The sequence below is a fragment of the Runella sp. R0.1_18 genome (genome assembly GCF_057652155.1).
The window spans coordinates 134,052-155,031 of record NZ_JBYFCK010000007.1; the positions used below are offsets into that span (position 1 = coordinate 134,052).

Sequence of the window (20,980 nt, forward strand, 5' to 3'; positions counted from 1 at the left end):
TTTATTTTTTATTGCAAAGCTGTCGTAGAAGCATTGTACACAGGCCACACCCCTGGTCTAGGTACGCTTACCCCTTTGGTAGCACCTTTAACGCCATTATCTGGGCCAAAATAGTAGAGCGGGTGTCCTCTAAATACCAGTTGTTTGCGTCCAAAAACGTCAATAACCGAGAAATCGCTCGTCGATAAATTACTTGGTAAATCGGTCGGCATCGCAATTTCGGCAATGGGCCAAGTGGGGTTATTGCTAAAATCCGATTTGGTATAAACGTTGGTGTTCTTTTTGTCAGGAACGTAGCCATAAAGCGTTTTCCCTGCCGCATCCACCAAGTAAACAGTCTTCCCATCTCCAACTGTATAGTCCGCAAGGTAGTTTTTACCATCGTTTCCTACCAATTGAGCATTCGCAAAAAACAATGAGTACGATGGCTTGGCGACAAACCAGACATTGTTGAGTTTTTCTCCCGCCACATCGCCCGATTTGGTATCACCTGCATAGTAATAAAGCGGCCAGCCTTTGTAAGCGGTTTGTTTGGTACCGTCGGCGCGCGTAATAGTCGTAAAATCGGTAGCAGTCAAGTTAGTTCCAAGGGTAGGTGTTTCTTTGTAAAATACGGGCCAGTTGGTCAAGCACGAACCTGAACACTGCGATTGACCTGTAATGTCGGAGGCAAAATAGTAAAGTGTTTTGCCGTTTTCTCCCGTAAGCACTTGCCCCAATGAGGTTTGTCCCAGCGCTACGTCGAAGGTAGGTGTACTGTCGGTTTTGGTGCAACCAGCAGCTAATAATAAAACTGCTAAACCCACAGAGAAAGAGTAGTGTTTGAACACGCGGAATAAGGATGATTGGTTCATAGATGTAAGTAATCGTTTAATGGTTTACTTACAATACGGATAACCAATCACGCGGGTTGCGTCACTGCTTTAAATTTAATAATTACCCCACCACTTCCTTGTACTGCATCCGATAGAGATTGGCATAAAAACCGTCGTGTTCCAGTAGCTCGTCGTGCGTGCCTTTTTCTTTAATTTGGCCCTTGTCGAGGACAATGATTTGGTTCGCCTTCTGAATCGTACTAAGTCGGTGAGCAATGACGATGGCCGTACGGCCTTTCATGAGTTTCTCAATGGCATTTTGAATCAACTCCTCGGTTTCGGTATCAACCGACGAAGTAGCTTCATCCAACACAATGATTTTGGGGTCGTGAACCAACGCCCTCACAAACGAAATCAACTGTCGTTGCCCTACCGAGAGCGTTGCGCCGCGTTCCATTACGTTGTAGTCGTAGCCACCTGGAAGGCGCTCGATGAAGTCATGCGCGCCAACGAGCTGGGCAGCTTCAATGATACGGGCGCGACTAATGTCGGGGTTGCCGAGGGTGATGTTGTTATGAATCGTATCCGAAAACAAAAACACATCTTGCAGTACCACGCCGATATTGTGACGCAGCGCGCCCAGTTCGTACTGGTGAATCTCTACGCCATCCACCATGATTTCGCCTTTATTTATATCATAAAAACGGCTTAACAGGTTGATGACCGACGATTTTCCTGCGCCAGTAGCTCCTACAAACGCAACCGTCTGACCTGCTTTTACATCAAATGAAATATCTCTAAGGACGTATTCTTCTTCGTTATAGGCAAACCACACGTTTTTAAACGATACTTCACCGCGAAGTTGGGTAGGGGCGTACGTGCCGTTGTTGACCGTATAATCGTCGCTATCGAGCAATTTGAGAATACGATCCGTACTCACAATCCCCATTTGAAGCGTGTTAAAACGGTCTGCCAGCATTCGTATGGGCCTGAAGAAGAGGTTGGTAAACATGATAAAGGCCGTGACCGTCCCAAATGTGATGTCATTGTGGAGGATTTCGCGCGCACCATACCATACAATTAAGCCTGTAGCGGCGGCGGCAATCACGTCGGCAACGGGGTAATATACCGAGTAATACCAAATAGACCGAATGTGGGCATCGCGGTGGACGGTGTTGATTTTCTGAAATTTATCCAGTTCGATTTTTTCGGCGCTGAAAATCTGCACGATGTTCATGCCCGTAATGTGCTCTTGCACAAAGGCATTCAGGTTAGAAACGGCCGTGCGAACTTCGTTGAACGAATCTTTGATTTTCTCTTTGAAAATGTACGTACTTATCAACATAAAAGGAACAGTCGCCAAACTAATGAGCGACAAGCGCCAGTCGGTGTAAAACATAACGCCGATGATGAGAACCAACTGCAAAATATCGCCCGCAACGGCTGCCATTCCATCGCTAAAAACATCCGATAAAGTTTCAACATCCGACACGGTACGAGTTACTAAGCGTCCAATGGGGGTTTGGTCAAAAAACTTGAGTCGGAGGCTGAGGATTTTTTCGTACAACTGCACCCGTATATCGCGAATGATATTTTGACCCAACCAACCCGCTAAGTACGTATGAATGAATTGAATAATGGCTTGGAAAAGCAATAAACCCACCATGACGGCAAGCATCATGGCCAGACCATTGTAGTCGCCTGAGGCAATTTGGTTGTCGATGGTATAGCGAAAAAGGAGCGGACTAAGTGGCGAAAGCGCTGCACTCACCAAAATGAGCGTAACGAGTGTGTAAAATTGTTTTTGGTAAGGCTTAACAAACGTAAACAGGCGACGCAGGGTAGGCAAGTCAAAAATCTGTCCACTCTTTTTTTCTTCGTTCATAGCTTAAAGGGAAATGTATTCTACTAACCCAATTTACGTGGGTAAGAGTTTCGGACAGAGGCGTTAATTTTTTGAAAAGGTTAACTTCTTTGCTTTTTGGGGCGACAAAAGATATTGACTTCTGTGTTAAACAATAGCGGCAACAAAGGAAAAGGTGACCCAAACGGTGCTGAGACCTGAAAGTAGCTTTGGAGCGTTTTCCCTAAGACTCGGTAGTCGAAGCCCATGTGTGCCCAAATGTAATTGCCAGCTTTGTTGAGGGTTTTATGGCGGTCGGTGGGCGGAGAGCCTAAGGTCGAAAGCAAAACATTTTTAGGGGTAGCATCGTAGGCTCCAAATCGGCGTGTCATGCGGAACAGTCCTCGAATAAGAGCGACTAAGTACAATTCATTTGGTACGGCTACAACCAAGATTCCGTGGGAAGACAGCAGCGTTTGGAGTGTCGCAAGTTCGTGACTCATTATGTCGTCAGGGAGGTGTTCAAACACTTCGAGGCTAAAAATGAGGTCGTATTTTTTGTCCAAAATCTCATTTTTATGGAATGTTAAAGCGTCATTTGCAGCAAGTTGCACATTGGAGCGGGCTTCCGCTATGTACTTTTCGCTGGGGTCGTAGCCAATGTACGAAAACGAAGGAAAGCTTTCTTTTAAGTATTTATAAAGCTCGGCATTGCCACAGCCAAAATCTAGGATGTGTAAATGTGACTGATTATTGAGGGTTTGGGTGAGCTTTTTAGCTACTTCTTTGAGCCGTTGGCGTTGCAAGTACCGTTTGACAGGATTCCTGTCTTTGAAAGTAAGGTCAGAATAGTTCATGTAATGGTAAAGAGGCTTGAAACAACGAAGTTAGCCTAAAAAACAAAAAACCCCGCCAAAGACGGGGTTTTTTAGTGCTATGTATTCCAAAAATCAGATTTCTACGCCTTTAACGGTTTTGATAATACGAGCTGCTACTTTGTATGGATCAGCAGCTGAATTTGGACGACGGTCTTCTAAGTATCCATTCCAACCCTTCTTCACAGCAACGATAGGGATACGGATAGATGCACCGCGGTCTGATACACCGTATGAGAATTGATCAATTGATTGTGTTTCGTGCTTGCCAGTCAAACGGAGGTGGTTGTCTGCGCCGTAAACTGCGATGTGCTCAGCAACAACTGGAGCAAACGCTTGACAAATTTTATCGAAAGTTTCTTTCTTACCAGCTGTTCTCAAGATTGTATTTGAGAAGTTTGCGTGCATACCTGAGCCATTCCAGTCGGTATCGCCGAGTGGCTTACAATGCCAGTTGATACCTACACCGTATTTTTCACCCATACGCTCCAACAAATAGCGAGCTACCCAAATTTGGTCTCCAGCGTCTTTTGCGCCTTTAGAGAAGATTTGGAACTCCCACTGACCTGCTGCTACCTCAGCGTTGATACCCTCAACGTTCAAGCCAGCTTGGAGGCAATACTCAAGGTGTTCTTCGATGATGTCACGTCCGTAAGCATTTTTCGCACCTACTGAGCAGTAGTATGGGCCTTGTGGAGCTGGGTAACCATTGGCAGGGAAGCCAAGTGGCTTGTTAATTTCAAGATTCCACAAGAAATATTCTTGCTCAAAACCAAACCAAAAATCGTTATCGTCATCTTCGATAGTCGCACGGCCGTTAGACTCGTGTGCTGTACCGTCAGCATTCAATACTTCGCACATTACCAAGTATGCAGGCGTACCTAATTTAGAACGCTCTGGGTCTGGGCAAATGAAAACTGGCTTCAACAAACAGTCAGACGAGCCGCCTGGTGCTTGTTCTGTTGAAGAGCCGTCGAACGACCACATGTCGCAGTCTTCTAACTTACCCGAGAAATTATTCTCAATCTTAGTTTTACTACGCAAACTTTGAGTGGGCTTGTAGCCGTCTAGCCAGATGTATTCTAATTTAGCCTTTGCCATTGACAATAAAATTTAAGGTGGTTGAATAAATCAGTTTGGTGTTGTTGTACTTTTTACGGATTCAAAAGTAATGCGTTTTTTAATAAACACCAAATAAAATTTTATATTTTTTAACATTAGCCATTTATTATAAAAGAAAATTGGTGTTTTTTATATAAATACGCTAAAAAATTGTACAAATCTAAGTTTGTTCAGAAAAAGCCTATATCGTTTAGTGAAAATGGAAATGTGTAAAAAGTAAGAATGAAAAGAAAGGTAATATGGTGATAATTTTGGTAAAAATACAAAATTTAGGATAAATGTGTACGAGGGCTTTAAAGCCTATTGGTAAGCAAGAGAAAACAAAACCCCGTACTTCGGACGTGAAATACGGGGTTTGTGAATAAATGCTAAAAAGAAGATTATTTGGTTTTTCGCTCAATCTCCCGAAGATTCTCCATTTTCTTGAGGCGTAAAAATCCGTTGATGTCTTCAAGGTGTTCTCTGACCCGTTGGTTGCCAAATTCGTACACCTTTTCGGCCAGCCCGTCTAAGAAGTCACGGTCGTGCGAAATCAAAATGATAGTTCCGTCAAAGGCTTTTAAGGCATCTTTTAAAATGTCTTTGGTTTTGAGGTCGAGGTGGTTGGTAGGCTCATCAAGAATGAGCAAATTGACGGGCTCCAACAACAGCTTAATCATGGCCAAACGCGTGCGCTCGCCTCCCGAAAGTACGCCTACTTTTTTGTTGACACTATCGCCACCAAACATAAACGCGCCCAAAATATCCTTGATTTTGGTGCGAATCTCGCCCACCGCAATGTTATCAATCGTCTGGAAAACGGTCAAGTCAGGGTCGAGTAACGACGCTTGGTTTTGGGCAAAATACCCAATCATGGAGTTGTGGCCGATTTTTAGGTCGCCTTGGTACTCAAGTTCGCCCATAATCGCCTTCACAAGTGTCGATTTTCCTTCCCCGTTTTTACCCACAAACGCCACTTTTTGGCCGCGCTCAATGGTGATACTCACGTTTTTGAAGACAAGGTGGTCGCCGTAGCTTTTACTCAAATCTTCCACAATAACGGGGTAATTTCCCGAACGAGGTGCGGGCGGAAATTTCAAGTTGAGGGCAGAAGTATCCACTTCGTCCACTTCCACAATGTCCAGTTTTTCGAGCATTTTGACCCGCGACTGCACCTGCAACGTTTTAGAATACGTGCCCTTGAAACGCTCGATAAACTCGGTGGTTTCGGCAATCATTTTTTGCTGGTCGCTATACTGCTTCTGCTGTTGTTCGAGGCGTTCTTTACGGAGTTGTAAGTAGTGCGAGTAGTTTACCTTATAATCATAAATACGCCCCATCGTGATTTCGATGGTACGGTTGGTGATGTTATCGACAAAAGCACGGTCGTGAGAAATCACGATCACCGACTTAGCGGTATTGACCAAAAACTCTTCCAACCACTGAATTGACTCGATGTCGAGGTGGTTGGTCGGCTCATCGAGTAGGATCAAATCGGGTGTTTTGAGCAATATTTTCGCCAACTCAATCCGCATCCGCCATCCACCACTAAACTCGCTCGTTTTGCGGGAAAAATCAGCGCGTACGAAGCCCAATCCAAGGAGCGTTTTTTCTACTTCGGCGTCGTAGTTTACTTCTTCGGTAGAGTAGTATTTCTCGCTCAATTCCGATACCCGTTCAATAATCGCCATGTAGTCGTCCGAGTCGTAATCGGTACGCGTTTCCAGTTGATGATTGAGGGCATCGAGCTCATTTTTCATTTCTTGCGCTTCGGCAAACGCCTTGAGGGCTTCTTCAAACACCGTAGCGTCATCAACGGTAAGAAGGTGCTGCGGCAAGTAAGCGATAACCGCGTCGTTGGGGGCGGAGATTTTGCCGCGTGTTGGCTTATCGGCCCCAGCAATAATTTTAAGGAGGGTTGATTTTCCCGCTCCGTTTTTGCCCATGAGGGCGATTCTGTCTTTTTCGTTGATGTTGAAGGTAATGTCGCTAAACAAGGCCCTTCCCCCAAACTCTACGGTTACGTTATCTACTGAAATCATTCAATTCGGTTTTTGAGCCGCAAAGATAAGGGGAAAAGCCCTGTTTTACGACCTATTACGCTAATCAAAAGACTTAAAAGTATAAAAACGAAACTTATCCATTTCAAACGAGTGACAAGAGTAAGGGCTTTGAAAGGATAAGAAATGTCTTGAAGGATTTGACCTAAAAGGATGTTTTCGGCCACATCAGCCAAAAATAAAACAAAGATTACCAGTAAGCAGAATCTGAGTAGGGTGTTTGGCAAATGCCATGTCTGCGCCTGCATTTCACGATATACCCAAATTCCAAGTAAAAATGGATAGCAGATGAGGTACCAATAGTCAATATGAATGACTGCAAGAAGTTGACGTTTTTGGATAGTAGTAAGCAACTCAAGCCCTTCCTCTAAACACTCGGCAGTAGGCCAGAAATTACAGCTAGGCCCTAAATTCCCCTGAAAAATAGCCGCTGTTGTAAGAAATAGGTAAGCCGTTAGACCACCTACAACGATGAAGAGAAGTGAAATTTTCATTGCTATGGTTTTTGTCGATTGATGGAACGGTAAACGTGCTTATAATCAGAGGGATGAGGTCGCCCGTGAATGCAGTCGAGGTACGTCTGGGCAACAGTTCTGAACTTATGGGGCTGCGGGTGAATTTCGTCCGTCCACTCGTTGGGTTGTACCAATCCACGCGAGTCGATGTGAAAAAGACGTCCTTTGGCCGTTGGGTGAAGCTCCATAAATTTCTCTTCGAGTTCAATCATCATTTCGTTGAAGAAATACATGCAGGCATAGAGAATGTCCAGTTGTAGTTCTTCACCAGATAACCCTTTAAAAATCAACGGTTTTTTCAACCACCATCCATGCCCAATCCAGCGCAGGACAGGAATATACCATTTGAGTGGATTGACTCCCCAACCTTTATTGTCAGAAGGGACCAGAAAATCGTAGCCTTGGGTAATAATTTTCAGGTCGGGGAATTTATCTTTGCCATCTACCAACAGACTATGAAAGAGTGAGTAGTACTGCAAACGGAACAGCATCATCAACGCAAAAAAGTCTTTAGATAAATAACCCATCGCCCTGTTCCACCTTTCTTCGGTTGGTTTTCTTTTATTTAAACTTGAGTCGTTGGGTTGGTAGGGTTTTTCGTGGGCATTTTCGATAAGGTATTTGGCCCAAGCATTGTACGCTAATTCTGAGGTTTCATTAAATCTATGAGTAACCATAAGTGCCATGCGACTCATACCGCCTACGTCATTGCCTCCGCCGCTCATTAGGAAAAAGTCGGGCTGATGGACCGATAGACCATTGACGTATTCCCTGGATGCTAGAATATTGACCAGCCAATCGGAGGCCGAAGCAAGGCTAAAAACAGCCGTGTTTTTGTCCATACTAATCCAGTCGAGGATGTCTGTCAGAATGAGAGGATAGTTGAACCAAGAATCCCCTTCTGCCACCACTTTTTTGAGGCCATCTTGGGGCGGATGCTGAATTTTCTTCACGTACAACTCTTTGCGACGGTCGTTTTTGATGCTATTGAGCCATCGTGTAGCGCCTTCCACTGCCGACCGTTCGAGGAGCGTCGCTTCGTCCATGTCAAACACCGACTGAGTGATGGATTTGAGGTCATCGCTCGTGGCTATTGTCATGAGGTGGTTTAGGTCGTAGTGGGTGATTCGGTTTTTGGTAAGTTTTTTAATTAGGCTGTCATTCATAATGGGTTGAGTTTGGGAGAGTGAAGATAGTAGAAATTGATGGTAATGTAAAGGTAGTGAGTAGTTTACATCTTTTACTAGGAGAAGGTGCTCGTCTTGCAGAGGGGAGGTTTACGGGGAAAATACGGGAGATTTCCCCAGTGGAAATGGTAAGTTTCCCGTACTGGAAAATTTATTATAGAAATACCTTTGCAATTAGTAAGTTCTTAGGTAACTTACAGAAGCAACCAAAATCTATGTCAAACCCTTTAATTTCTATTGAGATGAAGAAACACTTATTTGTTATGCTTTTGTTTTCTGTTTCTTTTCTACTAATTAAATGTGGGAAAGAAGAACCACCCAAAGATGATGAGACTACTGCGCAGGGTGATTATTTGGAAATGGTACAGCTTATTGATAAGATAAAAAATCCTGGATTTAAGCTGTCAGAACTGACAAGTAATGATATAAAAACATTAGGCGCTTTAAGAGATAACCTAATTTCTTTATCGAAGCTATCTGAGGGGATGAAAGTAGGGGTTAAATCTATGAGGATTGAGTTTGATACCGCTGTAGCAAAACGTGACACATTCAGAAGGAAAATTGATGCGTTTAAAATATTCCCTAATTACTTCTCATTTGCTGTGTCTGAAATGGAAGCCTTTATAAATGATGCAAAAGGTAAAAAATTGAATGTTGTAAGAATGTACCCAGTGTTTGATGCGAGGACATTTACATATACTGATGCTACTGGTGCGAAAGTTAGAAAAACACATAAATTTTCTTTTGCTTTTATAGCAGCAGATAGCACTAATAAGAGCAGACAGCCAAATTATAACTCGAATGCGTATGTACTTGACGTATTAGACCCTTGCCCGCCACCTTCAGGTTGCCAAGAACTTAGGCCAGGTGCTCCGACTGAAAATTAACTAAATGACCTTAAAATGAAACCATACCAATACATTTACTACTTAATTATTGTAGCAGGTTGTATAATTGGTTTAAAGAACTGGGTAAAGTTAGGGCAAGCTTCACGTTGGAGTGTGGGTTTGCTCCTAATTACACTTTTTAGCGAATCTATGGCAATGTTCATCGCAAAAAAAACAGCGAACAACCTATGGATATATCATATTTATATACCTATTCAGTTTATTTTAGTAACCAAGAGTTATTGGAATGAGCTAAGATTTAAGAATGTTAGACTAATAAATTTGAGTTTTATATTTATCTCTGTATTTTTTTTTCTTCTTTTTCAAAGATTTAAACTTCCATCTTATTCAATAACGCTTGCCTGCCTATTGTATATTCTTTGGTCTCTATTGTTTTTTACAAAATTATTAAAAAATGTAACAGATGAGTCAGTATTTCATTATCCTCTTTTTTGGATTAGTATAGGATGGCTTCAGTATAGTATAATAAATATATTTGCTTTTAATTTATTTAATTATTTTATGGAAAATAGATTTGTGAGCCTTATTCCTGTTTTTAAAAATTTTAGAATTGGGTCAAATTGGATTCTATATATCTGTTATCTGATTTCATTAATGTCAAATCAAGCGAAATTAAATAAATGATTGTTAATGGAAGATATTGATATTGTTTTAGCATATTTAGTAGTTATACTTATACTTGGATTTTTTGTTATATTCATAATTATATATATTCTTATCTTCCAACGCCGTCAAACTCAAAACCGCCAAGAAAAAGCTGCCATGCAAGCTTCCTTCCAACAAGAAATCCTTCAAACGCAGCTAGAGGTACAAAACCTCACGATGCAGCAGCTGGGGCGGGAGTTGCACGATAACATTGGGCAGTTGCTGTCGGTACTGAGGATCAACCTCAACGTGCTGGAAGAAATGGTAGAGGATGAAAGTACCAAATCGCAGATTTCGGAGAGTAATCAGATAGTCGAGCAGACCATTGCCGATGTCCGGGCGCTTACTAAAAGCCTCGACGGCGATTTTGTCAAAGATTTTGGATTGATTGATAGCCTTTCGCACGAATTGCAGCGGATTCGCAAGACCCGCCGCTACCAAACTGAGATTACCATTTTGGGGACACCTTACCCGTTGGGGTACCAGCATGAAATCGTCTTGTTTCGGATGGCGCAAGAAGTCATTAACAACGCCTTGAAACACGCCGCCGCTACCACCTTGCACGTATCGGTGGTGTATGAGCCTACAAATTTTGAAATTAGAATCAAAGACAATGGAAAAGGGTTTGATTATGAAGGTGTTATGAGAAATGAATTTGCTAAATCAGGGGCAGGGCTTCGAAATATTCAACGCCGCGCTGAGCTCATCGGCGGTAAATGTATCGTTGAAAGTAAGATAAAGGAAGGGACTACCGTTTGTATTAAAATTGAACATTTTTCCCTGGGGAGCTAACTGGCTGTATGAAAACTACGATTGCAATTGTGGATGACCACGAGTTGATGGCGAGGGCGCTGTCGGGTTTGGTACAAAAATATGATGCCTACGAGGTGCTGTACGAAGCGGCCAACGGTGAAGAACTCATTCGACGCATCAAGCTAGGGATGATTCCCCAAATTGTGCTACTCGACATCAATATGCCCGTCATGGATGGCTACGAAACTGCCATTTGGCTCAAAAACAACCATCCTGAAATCAAGATTCTGGCTTTGTCGATGAACGACAACGAAGCTTCTATCATCGGAATGCTCCGCAACGGGGCTCATGGTTATTTGTTGAAAGGCTGCAAACCCTTTGAACTGAAACAAGCGCTTGATTCTCTGGTAGAAAGAGGGCGATATTACACCGATTTTGTCACCAGTCAACTCATCAAAAGCCTCAATCCCGAAACGCTCCAAGACCCCGTGGCGGCCTTGCACCTCAATGAGCGAGAAATGGATTTTGTCCGTTTGGCTTGTAGCGACCTTACGTACGTCGAAATCGCCGACAAAATGTGCGTTAGTCCGCGCACCGTCGATGGGTATCGAGAGAGTGTTTTCCAAAAAATGGGAGTTAAAACCCGCGTTACGATGGTGATGGAGGCTGTGCGTCTGAAAATCGTAGAACTTTAAGGTTCGTAATAATACCCAAAAATAATCCCCATTTCATCTTCACTCGTTAGTCCAAAACGGACTGTTTTAGTGGTAGTATTGTTGTACGTAATTTCCGACATCAGCCCTTCGCCTTTTTTAAATTCCAATGCCACTGGGAAATTTTTAATCAAAGGGTGTTCCCAATCAGTACTTTCATAAACCACTTCACCGTTGCGAGCGCCTCCCACAATTTTAATGACAAATTTTTCGCCGAGTTTATGGTTATGTGACGTGAGCATGAGCACTTTTGTGGGTTTTGAAAACAAAAAGTTCTTCGTCACTACCGTCTTTTTGCCTGCGAGTAGTGTAAGGTCTTGGTTGCTCAAATCTAGGGAGTTAGCCACAATTTTTACCTTCGACTTGTCGATTTTATACAAGTTGACATACACTTCTCCAGGAATTTTACCCGCAGTTTTGTTGACGTAATGCGAGTTAAAATCAAACGAATAATTGGCAGGAACCCGAAGCGCAATGCCATCAGGAAAACTGTAGTCGTGTTCTTGGGTTTGCGTTCCTGCCCAGAATACGTGGTTTTGCATACTCAAAAAAGTAAGTAAATTGCTGCTGCCATCGGCATTGCGTAAGTCACGTACTTGACCTAAAGAAGGAAGGTTTGCTTGGTTTTTGAAGTCGTACAAAATAAAGTGGTGGCTTCCAGGACGCATTCGAGATTGAATCCGATTGATGTACAATTCGGTGGCATTACCGACGGGTTTTCTGACAAAAATCTCCCGTTCAAACGTGTTTGAAACCTCAAAGGGTTCAAGGTGAAGTTGAAAGCCATCAGTTGGATTAGGCGCTTCGAGGGCGGTAAAATTACTGCCAAAGCCTGACCCGCAAAGGGGTACGGAGTTGGAAATAAGGCTGGCATCGACCGAGCCGCCCGAACGAGGTGCACCTGCCTCAATCCATTTGCGAACAAACTCAATTTCGCCCACCGAAAGGCTGTTGGCGCCCAACGGCATGGGGTTACCGTACTGACGCCCTGCCAATAATGATGCCCCACTGCAATTGATTTTGGTAAACAAAAAGCTTTTCGCCACATCACCTGGCGTAATTAGGCGCATACCGTCGTCTTTGGCGACGGTGTTTTTGGGGAATTTGTTGAGAAGATTATCGTAAGAGACTTTGCTGGTAAGTACAAGTCCGTGTTGTTTGTAAGAAGCATCTTGTTCGGACGAATGGCAACCCGACGTGGCGCACGATTTATCGAAAATTTGGGTCTGAACCAATTTGAAAGAACCTTCTTCTAGCACCGTTTCCGATTCGGTATGGCACGAAATCAGAACGATAAATAGGGCCGAAAAGAGGAGTAGTAAAGTAAGGAAACGGGTTTTCATGCTAGAAAAATCTTAAAATCGTGTGAAGATAACGAACAAAAGCAAATTGTTGATGTTCAGGCTATTGAAGTAAGGATTAAATTTTTAAAGCACGTGCACTGTGGCGTTGGTTACTCCTAACCAACGGGCGAGGTTTCTCGCAACCTCTTGCAAATTTTTCTTATGAAGGTTTTGAGAAACCTTTGGCTTCTGGATATGAGTATCCAGAAGCACATACTAACACATGCTAAGTGTCCAGCAGTACAGCAGAAGTACGTGCTATTTCTTGCAAACATTTTATGCACAAACAGCCTTCGTAATGCGTGCGCAAATCAGAAAGCGTTTGTTCGGATAACGTAATTTCTGAACAAACACATGAACCTTGAGTTGTAAGCTGACAACGAAATGCCTGCCCACAACGAGGACAAACTGGACTTTGGCTTGAATTTGAGGAAGTTGCCATGAGCAGAAAAATATTTTTTGCAGGTTGTTTGATATATAGAAAACTTATATATACATTTGTTCATACAATTTAAGAAAAATAGTAAATAACGAGCTAACCACCGATTTTATGGAAGCATCAAGTAACGAATTTTTACGAGGCACGCTCAAAACGATAGTATTAAAGCTTTTGGCCGAACAAGGACGTATGTACGGCTATGAAATTACGCAGTCGGTGAAAGAGCGTACAAGCGGTGAAATAACGCTAACCTTTGGCGCGTTATATCCTGTATTACACAAGCTTGAACAAGACGGGTTTCTTATGACAGAGTCAGAAGAAGTGGATGGACGGCTTCGCAAGTACTACTCGCTCACACCGAGTGGAAACGCGACAGCCGTTCAGAAAGTGTCTGATTTTGAGCGATTTGTTGAAGCTATGCAAAGCTTGCTAAAACCCATGAATGGGGAAATGTCTCTGGCTAAACTCTGATTTTGGAAATGTATTCATAACCACTACCGACACTACCGACATGAAAAAGTTAACTCCGCAACAACTTAGCACTTTACACGATCATCTTATTCGTCACAATACCAATGATCGCTTGGTTTCCGAACTGCTTGATCACTTGGCTTGCGAAGCTGAAGAATACCTTTGGAAAGGCTATAACTTTGATTTGGCGCTGGCAAAAATTACGCAAGAAGCCAACAACATGGCCGTAAAGTATCTCCGCGATACCTACCAACACGAAGTAGCCATGACCGAAGAGCAACTCCAAAGTGCAAGCTTGGACGATATTATTTTTGAGTTTCGTAACAAAGACTACGGTGCCTACGACCTTCGCCAAACCTATCCGTTTGCGCTGCGTAGTGCATTAATTTTGGGGGTTGGGCTGTTTTTGATGATGATGGCATTTTTGTCAGGAATCGTCAAAGGGTCTTGGGATTTCTTTTCTCCTTCGGGTTTCATGTGGGTGCTTGGCTTATCTGGAGTTGCCTACTCAATAGGCTCTTGGTTCCTGAAAAACCAACAACTCAAACACATGACAACGACTTAATCATACAATGTGAAAATTTGAAAATTGATTAATTTGAAAATGCCTAAACGTTAACTTTCAAATTAGCCAATTTTCAAATTGGTCTAATTCTCTCATTTTTTGCAGCCATGAAGCTACTTCACTGGAAGTGGTGCGGGATTGTTGTGTGCTATTTTGTCCCAATGTCGGTAGTGGGTCAAAATAGGAACATTACTGAGCCTGTCTTTTCGGTCGTCGAACATCCTCCCCAGTTTAAAGGTGGGAAAGATTCGTTGACTTACTTTTTACAAAAACACTTTGTATATCCAGAAGCCGCCCAAAGCGCTAATGTGAAATGCAAAGTAATGGTCAAGTTTATTGTAGAACCTACAGGGCAGTTATCTGATATTGAACTAGCTTGGAGTGCTGGTCATGGCTGCGACGAAGAGTCTCTGCGGGTTGTAAAACTATTTCCTCCTTGGGAACCTGGACGGCAAAGCGGAAAGGCCGTGCGGGTTCGAGTTCATTTGACTCTTAAATATCCGTTTCAATAAAATAGCCTAAATACAACCATGAAAACAACAGTTTTAGCAGCGTATGATACGCTGGATGACATCGTTTTTGCCCAAAGGAATCAAGCCTATGGGGCGTATGAACTACGGAAGTCGTATCCTAAAGTGCTCCAAAAAGCGCTTATTATTGGAGTTACGGTGTTTTTGCTCATGTTGCTTGTGCCAACCATTTATGGGAAATTAAAAACAAACGAGCTGGCGCAAATAAACATGAAAGAATACACGCTTGAGCAAGTAAAAATGGAGAAAAAAGAAGAAAAGCCACTGCCCGAACTCGAAAAGCCGAAAGAAGAACCCAAAGTGGCGGCGGTTCGGTATCGGGTACCTGAAGTCGTTGAAAATCCGCCCATTGAGGAGCTTCCACCCCTAACGGAGGAGCTAGAAAAAGCAAATCCTGGGCAAGAAACAATTGAAGGGACTACCGAAGAAGTGGCCATCGTAGCTCCTCCCGAAGATGCGCCCGTTGCTGAGGCTGCGAAGCCCGCTGAAGTTGTTGCCAAAGAGCCAGAAGTGTTTGAACGCGTGGAGATTGACCCTGAATTTGTGGGAGGAATCAACGGACTACGTACGTTTTTGATGAACAATTTACGGTACCCGTCGCAAGCGCAACGAAGCAATGTGCAAGGAAGAGTCTATCTGAGTTTTACCGTTGAGCCAGATGGCTCTTTGTCAAACATCAACGTGACGCGAGGAGTTGGGTTTGGCTGCGACGAAGAAGCCGTGCGTGTGATGAAACTCATGCCCAAATGGAAACCTGGCAAGCAGTCAGGGAGGGCAGTAAGGGTGAAATTCAACATGCCGATTGTCTTTACGTTAGAATAAAAAAACAGTACCGCATACAGCCTATTTTTTAAATATCTTCACACACTTGACACAGCCTCCCGAGAATGTTACTGTTCTCGGGAAGCGCTGCGGGCTTAGACCTCTCCTTACGTCGAGGTGACAAAAGCCTTACGTCGAGGTGACAAAAAAGTTATTCCTACAACCCACCAATGCGGTAATTGATACCTATCGAAGCAAAATACGGACTACCAAAGCCGAGTTCGCCGTTTAGTCCAATGCGTTCGGTGACGTAGCCGCGTAGTCCGAAGACAATAACCTGTACTTGTGGCATGGCAAAACCTGCACCTACTTTGTTGCCAATAATTCCGCGCCAAAGCCCACCGCCACCTGCTTCTTTGAAGATTTCGTCCATCTTGCCATCTACTGCGCTAGAACTCCCACTGACGCCCCAAATTCCAATCCCAAGCCGCACGCCCGAGTACATATCTATGCGGTCGGCATTGCCATAATGGAATAGCGCCCGAGCACCAATCGTAAGGCGCGAAACTCCTAAGGTAACATTGCCAAGGTTTTCGTTTTTCTTATAGACAACGTCGTTAAGTTGGAGCGAAGACTTGTTAAAACTTACGGCGCCACCTACCGAAAACCAATGGTTGATTCCGTAATCGTAGGCAAGGTTGATTTGCGGAGTAGTGGATGCCCGTCCCGAAGAAAATGCAACGGTCGTGTCAGACGATTGGGTAGAACCTGTGATGTTTCCCCGAAAAAAAGAAAATAAACTCACGCCCGACTGGACGCTTAAAACATGCTTGTAATCTTCATTCTGTGCCGATGCCCCTAGCGAACAGGCGACTAAAATTGCAGCGAGAAAACTTTTTTTCATGGCTTTGACAATTAAATTAAATTTATTTTTTGGTATATAAAACGGTGAAAATTCTGCAAATGTAGTGAAAATCAATAATTAAGCATTTTTGACCGACATAGAAGGGCTGCCTTTACCCCAAAATATTAAAAAAGTATTTGAAGAATACGGCAGCATTATGCACTTTTGTATAAAGCCCTACTGATAAACAACGTTTCAATGGTATTCTTTTTCAACGATTATTGGTATATTCCAAATGAAAAACATTTTATCAAGGCGTCCGATTCGGTTAGTGTGGCTTTTAATATGTTTGTGGGTAAGTCATAACGGCATTGCCCAACGAACTATTGCAAATCAAATCAACCAAATAAAAGGGAAAGTAACGCCCAAGCGATACCGCCCTTTTTCAACACCCTTCTCTTCGGCCAGAATTGCGGCCGATACCGCATTTGTCGAAGGGGCAACAGTTCATCGTTTTTTGATGAATCAGCCAGAAGTAGGGCAATTGCAGCAAGACAATAGCAACTTTATCGAAATTTCGTTGCCAGTTTCGGCTACCAAGAACATTGAACTAGAACTGGTGCCTTACACTATTTTTGGTAAAAATTTCAAGGTTTTAAATGCCAAAAACGAAGTAGTCGAGCCGCAAAATTTGGGTAAGTTTTACCAAGGAATTGTCAAAGGTGACAACCAATCTACTGCTTCGGTTAGTATCATTGATGGGAAAATCAGCGGGATAATTTCCCAAAAAACAGGCAATTTTAACCTAGGTTTGGAGGGTGATTCGGGGAACTATATCCTATTTAACGAGCAAGATTTAAAACAAAAATCGAATTTTACCTGTGCCGCCGATGAAATGCCTGTGCGGATAATGGGCCAAAACCTAGTGAAGGAAACGCCTGCCACAAGTAGTCTCGCGAGCAACGTTGCGTGTGGATCCGTCGAAATTTATTTGGAAGCCGATTTTGCCTTGTTTGGTCAGCAAGGGAGCTCAATCGCCAATACGGTCAGTTACATCAATTCGGTTTTTAGCAAAGTGGCGACTTTGTACAGCAATGAAGGGCTGTCGGTTGTTATTTCTGAAATAAAAGTCTGGGATACCACCGATCCTTACGTGGGTTATACGAGTAGTGGTAATGTATTGAGTGCATTCCGTAGCACGATTGGTACATCGTTTAATGGTCGTTTGGCTCATTTTTTGAGCGGACGAAGTCTGGGAGGCGGGGTTGCTTATATAGATGTGCTATGTGCCAAATCGTACGGACATGGGGTGAGTGCTAACTTGAGCACATACAACCCTAATTTGCCTACTTATTCGTGGAATGTAGAAGTGATAACGCACGAGTTAGGCCATAATTTTGGCTCTCCCCATACCCAAAGCTGCTCGTGGCCTGGCGGGGCGCTCGACAACTGTTATGCCACCGAAGAAGGTTGTCCTCCTGGCCCTGCACCAACCAATGGCGGTACCATTATGAGTTATTGCCACTTGACATCAACGGGTATCAACTTTGCTAACGGCTTTGGAATGTATCCTGGCAATTTGATTCGGAGCCGAACGCAAGAATGTTTGGGAAGTGCCGTTGCGCCGTCTAACCTTGCTGTTCTTGAGGTCTATAGTACCCAAGCGTTGGTTTCATGGACGCACACGGCAGGTCTTTATGCCGTCGAATACCGACAAGTAGGGGCGGGGGCATGGAGTTCAGCAGGCACGTCGGGAAACAAAAATCGGACAATTTCGTCGTTAACCCCTAACACGGCCTACGAATGGCGTGTCAATGCCAATTGCTCCGATTTTGTCACGGGGACTTTCACCACCAACAATACACCTTCGCCAGGCACCTACTGCATCCCTACCCATACCAATGGGTGTACGTATGGTATTTTAATAACAAGCGTACTGCTGGGAGGAACCACCCTAAGCAGTAACTCAGACTGCGCTGCGGGTGGGTATAGTTTCATCACTTCTCCTGTTAAAAGCTTGACATTGGGGCAATCAAATAGTTTTACGGTGTCGTTGGAAGGATATTACAACCCTGCCCAAATTGCCATTTGGGTCGATTTGAATAAAGATGCTCAATTTCAGGCAAACGAAAAGCTTTTTACCACAACTTCTGCCAGAACACAGGCAATCACAGGAACCATTACTGTGCCAGCTGGAAGCAGTATTGGCCAAACCCGAATGAGAATTATTGTCAATTTTAGTAGTGCTCCCACCAACCCGTGTGGCACTTTTACGTATGGGGAAACCGAAGACTATTACGTCAACCTTGTTTGTCCAGCACCTACTGCTTATACTGTGACAGGTGGAGGTGGTTTTTGTAGTGGAGGAACGGGGGTAGCTGTGGGGTTAAGTGGTTCACAGACAGGCGTCTCTTATCAATTAAAACGGGACAATACCAATGTAGGTACAGCCATAACGGGGACTGGAAATGCGTTGTCCTTTGGAAATCAAACTGTTGCGGGCTCATACACGGTGTGGGCGACCCCGTCGGGTTGTACAGCTACAGCCATGACGGGCGCCGTTTCAGTAAGTGTCATTGCTAATTCGACCTTAGCATCAGGCGTATCTGTAAACCCTACAACTTGTGGAGGAACCAATGGTAGCATACCTTTTACGACCACAAATGTACCGAATGGAAGTTATCAATTGAGTTACACGGGAGCAGGAAGCCCCAAAACCGTGACAGTGAGTAACAATGCGTTTTCTATAACGGGGTTGTCTATCGGAACTTATAGTGGTTTTTCGATGACGGTGAATGGCTGTACTGCAAGTGATGCGACGACCAAAACGGTAAGTAATCCACCTAGTCCAGTCTTGACTTCGGGGGCGATAACCAACGCCACGGTTTGTGGTGCTTCCGACGGAAGTATCGCTTTTTCAACATCTTATGTACCAAGCGGTACGTATCAGTTGAGTTACACGGGCGCAGGAAGCCCTAAAACTGTGACAGTGAGCAATAACGCGTTTGGATTGGCGGGTTTGTCGGCGGGAACGTACAGTAATTTTTCGATTACGGCTAACAACTGTACGGGCACTGATGCGACGTCCAAAACGGTCGCTCATTCAATAGTGCCGACTTTAGCAGCAGGAGCGGTTACTCCTTCGGCCACGTGCGGCGGTACAGATGGCGCTATTGCCTTTACCACAACCAATATTCCAAGTGGAAATTATCAACTTTCTTATACGGGAGCAGGAAGTCCCAAAACAGTAGCGATTGCCAATAATTCGTTTACCCTAACAAATGTACCAGCAGGAGTGTATAGCAATTTTACGATTGTCGTGAATGGCTGCACGGCACTTGACCTAACCTCAAAAACGGTTAATACCCCCACGTCGATTGGGTTGATGGCAAGTACAGTGACCAACCCTACGACCTGCGGAGGAGCCAACGGTAGCATTGCTTTTACCACTACGAGTATCCCCAGTGGGAATTACCAACTATCGTTTGTCGGTACAGGCAGCCCCAAAACCGTGTCGATTGCCAACAATGCTTTTACGTTAGCCAACCTCTCCGCTGGAACGTACAAAAACTTTTCTATTTCGTACAACTCGTGTGTGGCGCTTGACACAACAACCCAAAAACTGGTCGAGCCAACACCTCCAAATGCAGGTAGCATTTCGGGAGCATTGGCACTTTGTGTAGGTGTCCCTATTACACTGACTACCAATGGCCTAGCGGGCGGGACGTGGAGCAGTGCGACGCCTTCGGTCGCGGCCATTCATCCTACTTCAGGGGTTGTAACGGGGGGCAGTGCAGGAAGTAGCCTGATTACTTATACCGTGACGGCCAACGGATGTTCGGCAAGCACTACTGCCACTGTAACGGTCGATGTGGCGAGTGCTGGAGGCAATTTGGCAGGAAGTAGGGCAGTTTGCACGGGACCCAATAGCGCGGTATTGACGTTGTCGGGCCACACAGGGGCATTGCAAAAGTGGCAATGGGCACTCACACCTGATTTTAGTTCGGCTACCGATGTTTTTATTGCTTCCACCAGCGTGACCACACAGAACCTGACGCAAACGATGTACTATCGTGTTATTATAAAAAATGGGGTTTGTGATGCAGTCAGCTCGCCTACCGCCACCATCACCGTTAATCCACTTCCAACGGTCGGTTTTAGCGGAACCGCATCTATCTTCGTGGGTAACACCACCACGGTGTTCCCCGCAACGGGCGGAACTTGGATAAGCAATAGTTCGGTAAAGGCCAGTGTTACAAATGCAGGATTAGTGACGGGTTTGGAAGCAGGAACGGCCACATTCACCTTTACGGATACAACAACAGGCTGTAAAAATACTACTTCAACTTTGGTCGTGAACAATAATAGTAATTCGCCTTGTAATCAGGTGATTACGCTGGTAAGTCCAACCGATGACATTGCTACGGGTAGTGTGCTGAAACAATCCAATAATAACATTAGCGCGGCCAATCGAGTGACAGGTACAACGACCACGGTAACGTACCAATCAGGCACTTCGGTGACGCTCCAGCCAGGTTTTCAGGCCGAAGCAGGAACGGTATTTAAAGCGCAAATAGGTGGGTGTAATTAAACGTCCCCATTTTTGATTGC

General features: G+C 44.2%; 19 protein-coding genes. 9 read left to right on the top strand and 10 right to left on the bottom strand.

Features of this window, described 5'->3' with window-relative positions; genetic code table 11:
* Positions 1-8 precede the first annotated feature (8 nt).
* The 7 genes from AC23P2_RS14445 to AC23P2_RS14475 all read right to left on the bottom strand — a co-directional run bounded on the left by AC23P2_RS14445 (position 9) and on the right by AC23P2_RS14475 (position 8,375).
* Positions 9-854: a hypothetical protein gene (locus AC23P2_RS14445; protein ID WP_487773858.1), complete on the bottom strand. Its 846-nt coding sequence runs from the start codon at positions 852-854 to the stop codon at positions 9-11.
* 82 nt (positions 855-936) lie between these two features.
* Complete coding sequence (locus AC23P2_RS14450; protein ID WP_487773859.1) at positions 937-2,700, bottom strand: ABC transporter ATP-binding protein; 1,764 nt, start codon at positions 2,698-2,700, stop codon at positions 937-939.
* An 80-nt stretch (positions 2,701-2,780) separates the two neighbouring features.
* A complete protein-coding gene (locus AC23P2_RS14455) occupies positions 2,781-3,515 on the bottom strand; it encodes a class I SAM-dependent methyltransferase (RefSeq protein WP_487773860.1) in 735 nt (244 codons plus the stop codon).
* Positions 3,516-3,608: 93 nt separating this feature from the next.
* Positions 3,609-4,634 carry a glutamine synthetase beta-grasp domain-containing protein gene (locus AC23P2_RS14460; protein ID WP_472493571.1) on the bottom strand — a complete coding sequence of 342 codons (1,026 nt, stop codon included), beginning with the start codon at positions 4,632-4,634 and terminating at the stop codon, positions 3,609-3,611.
* A gap of 401 nt (positions 4,635-5,035) precedes the next feature.
* Positions 5,036-6,676 carry an ABC-F family ATP-binding cassette domain-containing protein gene (locus AC23P2_RS14465; protein ID WP_487773861.1) on the bottom strand — a complete coding sequence of 547 codons (1,641 nt, stop codon included), beginning with the start codon at positions 6,674-6,676 and terminating at the stop codon, positions 5,036-5,038.
* Positions 6,673-7,188 (bottom strand): hypothetical protein, encoded by a 516-nt coding sequence (locus AC23P2_RS14470; protein WP_487773862.1) that lies wholly within the window; start codon positions 7,186-7,188, stop codon positions 6,673-6,675. Before AC23P2_RS14470 ends, AC23P2_RS14465 begins: the two co-directional genes overlap by 4 nt.
* A gap of 2 nt (positions 7,189-7,190) precedes the next feature.
* A complete protein-coding gene (locus AC23P2_RS14475; protein ID WP_487773863.1) occupies positions 7,191-8,375 on the bottom strand; it encodes a hypothetical protein in 1,185 nt (394 codons plus the stop codon).
* A gap of 20 nt (positions 8,376-8,395) precedes the next feature.
* Between AC23P2_RS14475 and AC23P2_RS14480 the strand changes: the two genes are divergently transcribed.
* From AC23P2_RS14480 to AC23P2_RS14495, 4 genes are all read left to right on the top strand, one after another.
* A complete protein-coding gene (locus AC23P2_RS14480; protein ID WP_487773864.1) occupies positions 8,396-9,283 on the top strand; it encodes a hypothetical protein in 888 nt (295 codons plus the stop codon).
* A gap of 15 nt (positions 9,284-9,298) precedes the next feature.
* Complete coding sequence (locus tag AC23P2_RS14485) at positions 9,299-9,928, top strand: hypothetical protein (protein WP_487773865.1); 630 nt, start codon at positions 9,299-9,301, stop codon at positions 9,926-9,928.
* A gap of 138 nt (positions 9,929-10,066) precedes the next feature.
* Complete coding sequence (locus AC23P2_RS14490) at positions 10,067-10,741, top strand: sensor histidine kinase (RefSeq protein WP_487773866.1); 675 nt, start codon at positions 10,067-10,069, stop codon at positions 10,739-10,741.
* Between the two features lie 8 nt (positions 10,742-10,749).
* Entirely contained in the window at positions 10,750-11,397 is a 648-nt protein-coding gene (locus tag AC23P2_RS14495; protein WP_487773867.1) for a response regulator, read from the top strand.
* Here AC23P2_RS14495 and AC23P2_RS14500 read toward each other — a convergent pair.
* Both AC23P2_RS14500 and AC23P2_RS14505 read right to left on the bottom strand, forming a co-directional pair.
* Complete coding sequence (locus AC23P2_RS14500; protein WP_487773868.1) at positions 11,394-12,758, bottom strand: monooxygenase; 1,365 nt, start codon at positions 12,756-12,758, stop codon at positions 11,394-11,396. The genes AC23P2_RS14495 and AC23P2_RS14500 overlap by 4 nt on opposite strands.
* Positions 12,759-12,984: 226 nt before the next feature.
* Positions 12,985-13,200: a cysteine-rich CWC family protein gene (locus AC23P2_RS14505; protein WP_487773869.1), complete on the bottom strand. Its 216-nt coding sequence runs from the start codon at positions 13,198-13,200 to the stop codon at positions 12,985-12,987.
* 108 nt (positions 13,201-13,308) lie between these two features.
* Between AC23P2_RS14505 and AC23P2_RS14510 the strand changes: the two genes are divergently transcribed.
* The 4 genes from AC23P2_RS14510 to AC23P2_RS14525 all read left to right on the top strand — a co-directional run bounded on the left by AC23P2_RS14510 (position 13,309) and on the right by AC23P2_RS14525 (position 15,585).
* Complete coding sequence (locus AC23P2_RS14510) at positions 13,309-13,668, top strand: PadR family transcriptional regulator (RefSeq protein WP_487773870.1); 360 nt, start codon at positions 13,309-13,311, stop codon at positions 13,666-13,668.
* A gap of 40 nt (positions 13,669-13,708) precedes the next feature.
* A complete protein-coding gene (locus tag AC23P2_RS14515; RefSeq protein ID WP_487773871.1) occupies positions 13,709-14,233 on the top strand; it encodes a hypothetical protein in 525 nt (174 codons plus the stop codon).
* Between the two features lie 107 nt (positions 14,234-14,340).
* A complete protein-coding gene (locus tag AC23P2_RS14520; protein WP_487773872.1) occupies positions 14,341-14,745 on the top strand; it encodes an energy transducer TonB in 405 nt (134 codons plus the stop codon).
* An 18-nt stretch (positions 14,746-14,763) separates the two neighbouring features.
* The gene (locus AC23P2_RS14525) at positions 14,764-15,585 is read left to right on the top strand and encodes a TonB family protein (protein WP_487773873.1); all 822 of its coding nucleotides are present in this window, start codon (positions 14,764-14,766) and stop codon (positions 15,583-15,585) included.
* Positions 15,586-15,742: 157 nt separating this feature from the next.
* On the opposite strand, the gene AC23P2_RS14530 is transcribed toward AC23P2_RS14525, so the two are convergent.
* Positions 15,743-16,429 carry a hypothetical protein gene (locus AC23P2_RS14530; protein ID WP_487773874.1) on the bottom strand — a complete coding sequence of 229 codons (687 nt, stop codon included), beginning with the start codon at positions 16,427-16,429 and terminating at the stop codon, positions 15,743-15,745.
* A 235-nt stretch (positions 16,430-16,664) separates the two neighbouring features.
* Here AC23P2_RS14530 and AC23P2_RS14535 point away from each other — a divergent pair, with 235 nt between their 5' ends.
* Positions 16,665-20,960, top strand: coding sequence for a GEVED domain-containing protein (locus tag AC23P2_RS14535; RefSeq protein ID WP_487773875.1), 4,296 nt, complete (start codon positions 16,665-16,667; stop codon positions 20,958-20,960).
* The last annotated feature ends 20 nt before the right edge of the window (positions 20,961-20,980 follow it).